Origin of the sequence: Salmonella sp. SAL00653, assembly GCF_046552515.1 — a bacterium.
In the GTDB taxonomy this organism is placed as follows: domain Bacteria; phylum Pseudomonadota; class Gammaproteobacteria; order Enterobacterales; family Enterobacteriaceae; genus Salmonella; species Salmonella enterica.
Genome location: NZ_JBGDTY010000012.1, coordinates 153,194 through 162,084, shown reverse-complemented (window position 1 = coordinate 162,084; position 8,891 = coordinate 153,194). Strand labels below are relative to the sequence as shown.

General features: G+C 54.9%; 9 protein-coding genes and 1 pseudogene. 1 reads left to right on the top strand and 9 read right to left on the bottom strand.

The genetic code is table 11. The features are described 5' to 3' along the window. From ACLJRU_RS15240 to napF, 8 genes and pseudogenes are all read right to left on the bottom strand, one after another. A pseudogene (locus tag ACLJRU_RS15240) lies at positions 1-77 on the bottom strand (heme ABC transporter ATP-binding protein CcmA); the annotation flags it as partial. Between the two features lie 20 nt (positions 78-97). After that, positions 98-700: a cytochrome c-type protein NapC gene (gene napC / locus ACLJRU_RS15235; protein ID WP_000431778.1), complete on the bottom strand. Its 603-nt coding sequence runs from the start codon at positions 698-700 to the stop codon at positions 98-100. Between the two features lie 9 nt (positions 701-709). Then, the gene (gene napB / locus ACLJRU_RS15230) at positions 710-1,159 is read right to left on the bottom strand and encodes a nitrate reductase cytochrome c-type subunit (RefSeq protein ID WP_000835182.1); all 450 of its coding nucleotides are present in this window, start codon (positions 1,157-1,159) and stop codon (positions 710-712) included. 115 nt (positions 1,160-1,274) lie between these two features. Continuing rightward, entirely contained in the window at positions 1,275-2,144 is an 870-nt protein-coding gene (gene napH / locus ACLJRU_RS15225; RefSeq protein ID WP_000013537.1) for a quinol dehydrogenase ferredoxin subunit NapH, read from the bottom strand. Beyond that, positions 2,131-2,826: a ferredoxin-type protein NapG gene (gene napG, locus ACLJRU_RS15220; RefSeq protein ID WP_000091679.1), complete on the bottom strand. Its 696-nt coding sequence runs from the start codon at positions 2,824-2,826 to the stop codon at positions 2,131-2,133. The genes napH and napG overlap by 14 nt, the downstream gene beginning before the upstream one ends. Before the next feature lie 6 nt (positions 2,827-2,832). Continuing rightward, the gene (napA, locus tag ACLJRU_RS15215) at positions 2,833-5,319 is read right to left on the bottom strand and encodes a nitrate reductase catalytic subunit NapA (RefSeq protein ID WP_000778097.1); all 2,487 of its coding nucleotides are present in this window, start codon (positions 5,317-5,319) and stop codon (positions 2,833-2,835) included. Further along, positions 5,316-5,579 carry a chaperone NapD gene (gene napD / locus ACLJRU_RS15210; RefSeq protein ID WP_001260058.1) on the bottom strand — a complete coding sequence of 88 codons (264 nt, stop codon included), beginning with the start codon at positions 5,577-5,579 and terminating at the stop codon, positions 5,316-5,318. Before napD ends, napA begins: the two co-directional genes overlap by 4 nt. Continuing rightward, positions 5,569-6,060: a ferredoxin-type protein NapF gene (gene napF / locus ACLJRU_RS15205; protein ID WP_000228074.1), complete on the bottom strand. Its 492-nt coding sequence runs from the start codon at positions 6,058-6,060 to the stop codon at positions 5,569-5,571. The genes napD and napF overlap by 11 nt, the downstream gene beginning before the upstream one ends. A 413-nt stretch (positions 6,061-6,473) precedes the next feature. Between napF and eco the strand changes: the two genes are divergently transcribed. Next, entirely contained in the window at positions 6,474-6,968 is a 495-nt protein-coding gene (gene eco / locus ACLJRU_RS15200; RefSeq protein WP_023235080.1) for a serine protease inhibitor ecotin, read from the top strand. A gap of 208 nt (positions 6,969-7,176) precedes the next feature. Here the strand turns inward: eco and ACLJRU_RS15195 are convergent, their stop codons facing one another. After that, complete coding sequence (locus tag ACLJRU_RS15195) at positions 7,177-8,820, bottom strand: multidrug ABC transporter permease/ATP-binding protein (RefSeq protein WP_023235081.1); 1,644 nt, start codon at positions 8,818-8,820, stop codon at positions 7,177-7,179. Positions 8,821-8,891 lie beyond the last annotated feature (71 nt).

The following is an 8,891-nucleotide window of genomic DNA, read 5'->3' as shown; positions in this document are numbered from 1 at the left end:
GCGTCCACGGTGAACGACAGCCCGCGAAACAGCGTCCTCTCGTCCCGCTCGCAGTACAGATCTCTGGCTTCAAGCATTCCCACTCATCAACGTCCTGTCAGAAACCTGGTTTAACATCACGCATATCCGGCAGTTTATGCGCGATCCCTTTGTGGCAATCGATACAGGTCTGTCCATCTTTTACCGCCTGATCGTGCATTTTCGCCGCGACGCCTTTTTGCGCGGTCAGATCCATAAAGTCGAAATTGTGGCAGTTACGGCATTCCTGCGAGTTGTTGTCTTTCATGCGCCGCCACTCATTTTGTGCCATTGTCAGGCGATGAGCTTCAAATTTCTGCGGTGTATCTATCAGCCCAAATACCTTCGCGTACAGCTCTTTACTGGCTTTGATCTTACGGATCATCTTCGGCCCCCACTCATGCGGCACATGGCAGTCAGGACAGGTGGCACGAACGCCGCTACGGTTGTTGTAGTGGACGGTTTCCATATACTCCTCATACACCGTGTTGCGCATTTCATGGCAGCTAATACAAAACTCTTCGGTGTTAGCCTTTTCCATTCCGGTATTGAAGCCGCCCCAGAAGATGATGCCGCCGATAAAACCGATTAACAGCAGCGTCCCCAGCGCCAGGCGGCTGGGGCTGCGCCACCATCGCCAGACGCGCTTTATCCAGCCGGGTTTACGGTTAGAATTTTCCATAATGACCTCTTATTTCCCGTAACCTTGCGAGGGGGTAAAGGTATTGTCGATAATCGGCGCGGTATCAGACTGCGGTACGTGGCACTGCAGGCAGAAATAACGACGCGGCGCGACGTTGCCCGACACTTTACCGTCGCTGTCCATAAAGTGCGTCGGACTGATACGCGGCGCGCCCGTCGTACGATAACTTTCCACGCCGTGGCATTGCAGACAGCGGTTGGTATTGGTCGTCACCTGGTAGCCCTCGACGCTGTGCGGGATCATCGGCGGCTGGTTGACGTAATTTAGCGGCATACGCTCCTGCTCTTTCGGCATACGAATCGCCCCTTCCTGCGTCCCGGATACTTCCGGCGACTGGCTCAGATCCACTCCGTTTGCCGCCCAAACCGCACCACTTACCACCAGGGCAAGCGTGGCCATCCATTGACACAGCGCTTTCATCAGGTCATGGCTTTTCATTGTTTCGCTCCCGAACTCCATCGCATTTACACTTCATCCTTCGAGCTGCCTCTTTGTTGGCTGCGCTCCAAAATCCCAGTCACATCGTTATCTATGCTCCTGGAGATTTCCTCGCTTACCGCCGCGATGCATCCCGAATGATGTTGCGTATCGTTATTGTAAAAACATCCTCAGAACAGACATCCACGCAGCGACCGCAGGTCATGCAGTCGCGGTGAGTGACCTGCGCCGGGCTTTGCTCATCCAGCACCGGCGCACGTAGCACATGCGGTTCCGGGCAAACATGAAAACAATCCATACAGCGATTACATTTCTCACGTTTTTTGGCCGTCACGGTCACTACGCCTTTACTGCCCAGCACGCCATACAGCGCGCCCATCGGGCAAATATGGCCGCACCAACCGTGCTCAACGACTAATAAATCAAATAAAAACAAAGCAATAATCAGCAACGCGCCGCTACTAAATCCCATAATCAGACTACGACCTAACAGCGACACGGGATTAATCCATTCCCACAGCAGCGTGCCGGTCAACGCCGAACCGATTAACACCACCACCAGAAGGACGTACCGTATATGGCGTGGAATCGTCGCAGACTGGTTCAGGTCAAATTTCCTGCGCATCCAGTTAGCCAAATCGGTAACGGGGTTTAGCGGGCAAACCCAACTGCAAAATAATCGCTTTCCCGCCAGCGCATACAGCACAGCGATAATCACTGCTCCCGTCAGCACCACGGTAGCGGGAAGATGTCCACTGGCGAGACTTTCCAGGGTAATCAGCGGATCGGTCAACGGGAGGGTATCGAACAGCAAACTACTGCTGTAGTTGCCATGCAAAACCCAAAAGCCCAGCCACGGGCCGCTGAGAAACATCCCCAGCACCATAAACTGGCTGATACGGCGTAACACCAGCCAGCGGTGGCTACGCCACCAGCCTTTTTTCGCCCGCGCTTCTCGCCCGGCGTCGCGTTTACGATTTGCCATCTTTCCCCTCCAGCCAGCCGAAGCGGTAATGGTGTCCTAACTCCCCTTTCGCCAATGACAACGGCAACACTTTTATCGCTGGTTGCTCCAGTACGCAGACTTTTTCGCATTTGCCGCAGCCGGTACAGGCGTCGCTGTGTACGGTGGGCAGAAAGCGCGCATGTTTGCCGGTGCGCATGTTGCGATCCAGTTCCAGCGTGATGGCCTCATCGATTTTCGGGCATTCGCGGTAACAAACGTCGCAGCGCAGCCCCTGAAAGTTGAGGCAGTTTTCCTGATCCAGCAGCACCGCCAGCCCCATGCGCGAGTCATCAATGGAGGCGATATCTTTATTCAGCGCCCCGCTGGGGCAGACTTTGGCGCACGGAATGTCTTCACACATTTCGCAGGGGATGTCGCGAGCGACGAAATAGGGCGTGCCTGCCGATAGCCCGGAGGCCAGCGTCGCCAGTTTTAGCGTGTCGTATGGACACGCCTGAACGCACTGCCCGCAGCGCACACAGGCGCTGGCGAAGACATTTTCATTCAGCGCGCCAGGCGGACGCAGCCGCACGCCCGTTGCGCGCGCGGTTTGCTGTTGCAAGCCCAGCGCCACGCCAACCGCCGCCAGCCCGCCCGCAGTGCGCACAACATCACGCAGAAAGCGGCGGCGGCCATTTTGGGGTTTCGCTGTACGGGACATAACGCGTTACACCTTCGCCAGCTTAACGGCGCACTTCTTGAAGTCCGTCTCTTTAGAGAGCGGGTCCGTTGCATCCAGCGTCAGGTTGTTCACTAGCTGAGCGGCATCGAAGAACGGCATATACACCAGTCCCTGCGGCGGACGGTTACGTCCACGCGTTTCGACAATCGAAATCACTTCGCCGCGGCGGGACGACACTTTAACCTTATCCCCACGACGTAGATCGCGCGCTTTCGCATCCAGCGGGTGAATAAAGACCACCGCTTCCGGGAAGGCGCGATGCAATTCAGGCACGCGGCGCGTCATACTGCCGGTATGCCAGTGTTCCAGCACGCGACCGGTGGAAAGCCACAGATCGTACTCGTTGTCCGGCGACTCCGCCGCGGGTTCAAATGGCAGCGCGAAGATCACCGCTTTGCCATCCGGTTTACCGTAGAATTTGTACCCTTCCCCCGCTTTTACATACGGGTCGTTGCCTTCGCTGTAACGCCATTGCGTCTCTTTGCCTTCGACGACCGGCCAGCGCAGACCGCGCGCGTTGTGGTAATCGTCGAACGGCGCCAGATCGTGACCGTGGCCACGTCCAAACCAGGCGTATTCTTCAAACAGCCCTTTTTGCAGATAGAAGCCCAGCTCACGAGACTCATCGTTTAACTGATCCTCTTTCAGCTCGCTCAGCGGGAATTTGCTGACCGCCGGCGTGGCGAACAGAACGTCATACAGAGTTTTACCGCGCAGCTCCGGCTTCTGAGCCAACAACGCCTCCGGCCAGACCTCCTCGGTTTTAAAACGACGGGAAAACTGCACCAGTTGCCAGAGGTCGGATTTGGCTTCGCCCGGCGCTTTAATTTGCTGACGCCAGAACTGCGTGCGGCGTTCGGCGTTGCCGTAAGCGCCTTCTTTCTCAACCCACATGGCGGTCGGCAGGATCAGATCAGCAGACAGCGCGCTCACCGTCGGGTAAGGATCGGAGACAATGATAAAGTTACGCGGATCGCGCCAGCCCGGCATCCGATCTTCATTGATGTTCGGCCCGGCCTGCATATTGTTATTACACATTACCCAGTAGACGTTCAGCTTGCCGTCTTTCAACGCGCGATCCTGCGCCACCGCATGTAAACCCACTTTTGCCGGAATAGTGCCAGCGGGGATCTGCCAGTGTTTTTCGCAGATATCACGGTGTTTTTCGTTCGTCACGACCATGTCTGCGGGCAGACGGTGTGAGAAGGTTCCCACTTCACGCGCCGTACCGCAGGCGGAAGGCTGGCCGGTCAGCGAGAAAGGACCGCAGCCAGGCTGGGAGATTTTTCCGGTCAGCAGATGGAGGTTGTAAACCAGGTTATTCGCCCACACGCCGCGGGTATGCTGGTTAAAACCCATCGTCCAGTAAGAGATCACGCGCTTATTCGGATCGGCGTAGAGCTGCGCCAACTGTTCCAGTTGATCTTTCGGCACGCCGGTCATTTCAGCAGTCTTGTCCAGCGTATATTCCGCCACGAAAGCTTTATACTCGTCGAAGCTCATCGGCTCGGAAGCGTCGGAGCCCGGATTCTTCGCCGCTTTTTCCAGCGGGTGCGTCGGGCGTAAGCCGTAGCCGATATCCGTCGCCCCTTTACGCAGATTCACATGCTTTGTGAAGAAATCCTGATTTACAGCGTTGTTCTGAATAATGTAATTCGCGATATAGTTAAGGATCACCAGATCGCTTTGCGGGGTAAAGACAATACCGTTGTCCGCCAGTTCAAAGCTGCGGTGCTGGAAGGTGGAGAGGACAGCAACCTTCACGTTCGGGTCGGACAAACGGCGGTTAGTGATGCGCGACCATAAAATCGGGTGCATCTCCGCCATGTTGGACCCCCACAGCACAAACGCATCGGCCTGCTCAATATCGTCGTAGCAGCCCATCGGTTCATCCATGCCAAAGGTGCGCATAAAGCCCACCACCGCCGAGGCCATGCAGTGACGCGCGTTCGGGTCAATGTTGTTAGAGCGGAAACCAGCCTTGAACAGTTTCGCGGCGGCATAGCCTTCCCAGATGGTCCATTGACCCGATCCAAACATGCCGATCGCTTCTGGTCCTTTCTCTTTCAGGGAGGTTTTAAACTTCTCTTCCATCACATCGAAGGCCTGTTCCCAGCTCACCGGCGTAAACTCGCCGTCTTTGTGATAGCTGCCGTCTTTCATGCGCAGCATCGGCTGCGTCAGACGATCTTTACCGTACATGATTTTGGGCAGGAAGTAGCCTTTAATGCAGTTCAGACCACGGTTGACCGGCGCGTCGGGGTCGCCCTGGCAGGCGACCACACGGCCCTGCTGCGTTCCCACCAACACACCGCAACCCGTTCCGCAAAAACGGCACGGCGCTTTATCCCATTTGATGGCTTCCTGCTGCCCGACAACGGCGCGGGCGACGCCCGGCACGCTCAGACCGGCAGCCGCCGCAGCGGCCGCAACGGCGTTAGCTTTCATAAAGCTACGACGACTGAGTTTCATGGTGTTTCCTCACCTTGCTCATCCTGCTGGTGATAAACCAGCGACACCGCCAGTACGCCCTCGACATTGCGTACTGACTCAATTGTTTGCATCAGCGTTTCACTCTGGTCTGCTTCCGCCACCACGATCAGTTGCCCGCTTTCAACGTCGCTTAACGCGACTTCGCAACCCGGCAACGTGTTCAACTGTGTGCCAATGGCGGCGATGTTCTGACTTTTGGCCTGCACGACCAGGCTACAGACCTGCCAGTTAGTGCGCATGGTGGTTCTCCGCTTTGATGGCTGACACGGGACAGATAGCCACACACGCCCCGCATCCGTTACAGGCCTGCGGGTCAAGCTGCGGCTGGTAAATGCCGGATAGCGTGGGACGAAAGGTAATGGCCATAGGTTCACAACTGTCCTGGCAACGATGGCATTCAACCGATTGCCTGGCGAGGCAGTTTTCCGTGAGCGTAAAAACCAGATCCCAGGCCCTGGTGTGGCGCGGAAGAAAAAGCGATTCAGTACAGGCCTGCGCACAGGCATAACAAAAGCTGCACTCGCCCCGTTTGAAATCTACGCTCGGATATCCCCCCGCCCCTCGCTGCAGGATGTCGGTCTCACACGCCTGGATGCAAGCGTCGCAACGCAGACAATGTGCGAGAAAATAGGTCGTTTCTCTGGCCCACGGCGGAAGAATCCCATTGCTGGCGTTGCGCCAACTGCCGGTCAACATGCTTCGACGGGATAAATCAACCATGATATCGCCCTTCCATAACGACACGCTTCCATAGGGAGTGAATGCCAATAAAAACCGTACAATTTATGAGTAGTTATTTTTGTAAATAAGATATTTCAGGATGTGTAAGAGATGCATACCCCGATAGAGGTAAATGCTGTTGCCGGATCAAAAGAGTGCCGGGTAAAGACCCGTAAACGTGCTTTTTCTCACATTTCAATGAGTTATATAGATATTTATATAACGAAAACCACCAATAGCTGATAATTTCATTTACATTATTAATATCAGAATATTCCACTATATAAAAAGACGCTATTTTATTAATAATCTTGAAAATATGAGTAAATACAGATTAATAGATAATATGAATGTGTTAATCTGTTGTCAGTGAATACCGAAAACAGCAGAAAGGAAATACTGTGAACAATCAAATGAAGATGTTTGTCCCTGCCGTCGTCTTCGCCGCCCTCGCCAGCACCTCTGCCTGGGCTAACAATGGCGATACCGCCCAGCCGCTGGAAAAAATCGCCCCCTATCCGCAGGCGGAAAAAGGAATGAAGCGGCAAGTGATAACCCTTACCCCTCAGCAGGATGAATCTACCCTCAAAGTGGAACTGTTGATTGGTCAAACGCTGAATGTGGATTGTAACCAGCATCGCCTCGGCGGCACGCTGGAAACAAAAACGCTGGAAGGCTGGGGCTACGACTATTATGTCTTTGATAACGTCACCTCTCCGGTATCAACCATGATGGCCTGCCCTGACGGTAAGAAAGAGCAAAAATTCGTCACCGCCTGGCTGGGTGAAGACGGGATGGTGCGCTACAACAGCAAGCTGCCGATCGTGGTGTATACCCCGGCGAATGTGGACGTGAAATACCGCATCTGGAAAGCGGACGCTAACGTACAGAACGCCGTCGCGCGATGATGTTACGCTGCCCGGTCACACTTACCGGGCATCTGAACACGCCGACTCACGCAGCGCTCCGGGGTTCTTTTTAAAACACGTCTGGAAACCCGCTCGCCCGCCGCAAAAAATACCCCGATGCCTGGTGGCGACGCGTGGCATCTTATCAGGCCTACCCGCGTGCGGACGTAGGGCTGCCATCAGGCGGTTTATCCGGCGCCATAATCCATTACGCAGTACGCGCAACCGCATCACGCGAAGCGGCGTCACGTTCGTCGCCGGTGAGTTCGGTTAACTGCCCGTTACGCATTTCAAGCAGACGATCGGCGTGAATAAAATAGTGATCATCATGGCTGATGGCGAAAATGGTTTTGCCCATTTCCTGCATTAACGGCAACAGTACCTGATAAAACTCCCGGCGGAAATGCGGGTCCTGATCGGCGGCCCACTCATCCAGCAAAATAATATCGCGCTCTTCCGCCAGCGCCAGCAGCAGTGCAATGCGCTTTTTTTGCCCTTTCGACAGTTTAAGATTCAAGATGCGCCCGTCGTTTAGCTCCAGCTTGTGCGTCATTTTCAGGTGCTCAAGCCACTTTTCGACCAGCGCGGGATTGGCGGGTTTCCCCTGCGGCCCCAGCAGGCGGTCGAATAACCACACATCGGTGAACACCGCAGAAAACAGTTTGCGATAATCTTCCGGCTGCCCGGCGGCAATAGGTTGACCGTCAAGTAAAATCGTTCCCGATTGCGGCTGGTATAAACCGGTCAATAACATGGCCAGCGTCGATTTCCCGCTACCGTTGCCGCCAATTAAAAACAGCAGTTCGCCGCGGTGAATCGTCAGGTTGATGGGCCCCACGGAAAACGCGTTATCCTGATAGTGGAAAACCACGTTGCGTAGCTCCAGCGTCTTCCAGTCGGGAAAGGCTTTCGGCTGTGGAAAATCAGGCTTATACGGGGCGAGCGCGAATTTATTCAGTTTATTAAACGCCACCTGGGCGGTCAGTAGGGTTGGCAACGCCCCCACCGCAGACAGCAGCGGCGTGCGCAGGAACAGCAACGTCAGTGAATAGGTCGCCGCGACGTTGGTATCCGCCCAGCCGAGACTATTCGCCATCCAGAAGACCAGGCCTATCGCCCCCAGCATCATGATATTCGACCAGTTGACGGCGCTCAGATGAAAAGTATCGGCACGGATAATGTGATGACGGTACTCTTTGGCGTCCGGGGTATAGCATTGCTGAAAAATCTGCTCCGCACGCTCGCGGTTTAGCGTCAGCTCTTTGCGTCCTTCCAGCACCGTCTGATAGTCGTTGTACAGCTTATCTTCGGTCTCGCGCAGGGTCGCCATATGCTGGTAAACCCGCGCCACCAGCACGAATCCGCCCCAGATAGTGACCGCCATCCAGATAGCCGTAACCAGCAGCATTTTTGTCGATAGCATCGCCAGATACGCCGCCGAGCCGACGGTGAGGATAATGCCCTGCACCAGCTCAGGCAGACGCACAAAGGCGATAGTAATATTGCGAATATCGCTGGTCAGACCGGCCAGTAAAGAGGCGCTGCCCAGTTGCTCAATGCGTTCAACGTGCGTATCCAGAATGCGCTTGATAAATTCGCTACGCAGGCGGTAAACGAAATGGTGTCCCAGAGTGGTAAGCGCCAGTTGGGAACCTAATGTGACGACCATTAGCAACAGGAGCAGGCCGAGAAATTCCGGCAGCACCATGACGGTGGTGTCCACCGTTTCAATCAGGCGCTGATTGATAAACGCGATCAGGCCAATCCCCAGCGCCGCGCTGACGAGGCTCAGCGCCATCACGCTAATAAATGGCCAGCGGTACTGCCGCCAGACAAGAATAAGAAGTTCCATGCATACAACCCGGACCGATAATAACAGCCCGCAGTTTAACTAACTCCACCTGCACAGCAATAATAATTCTT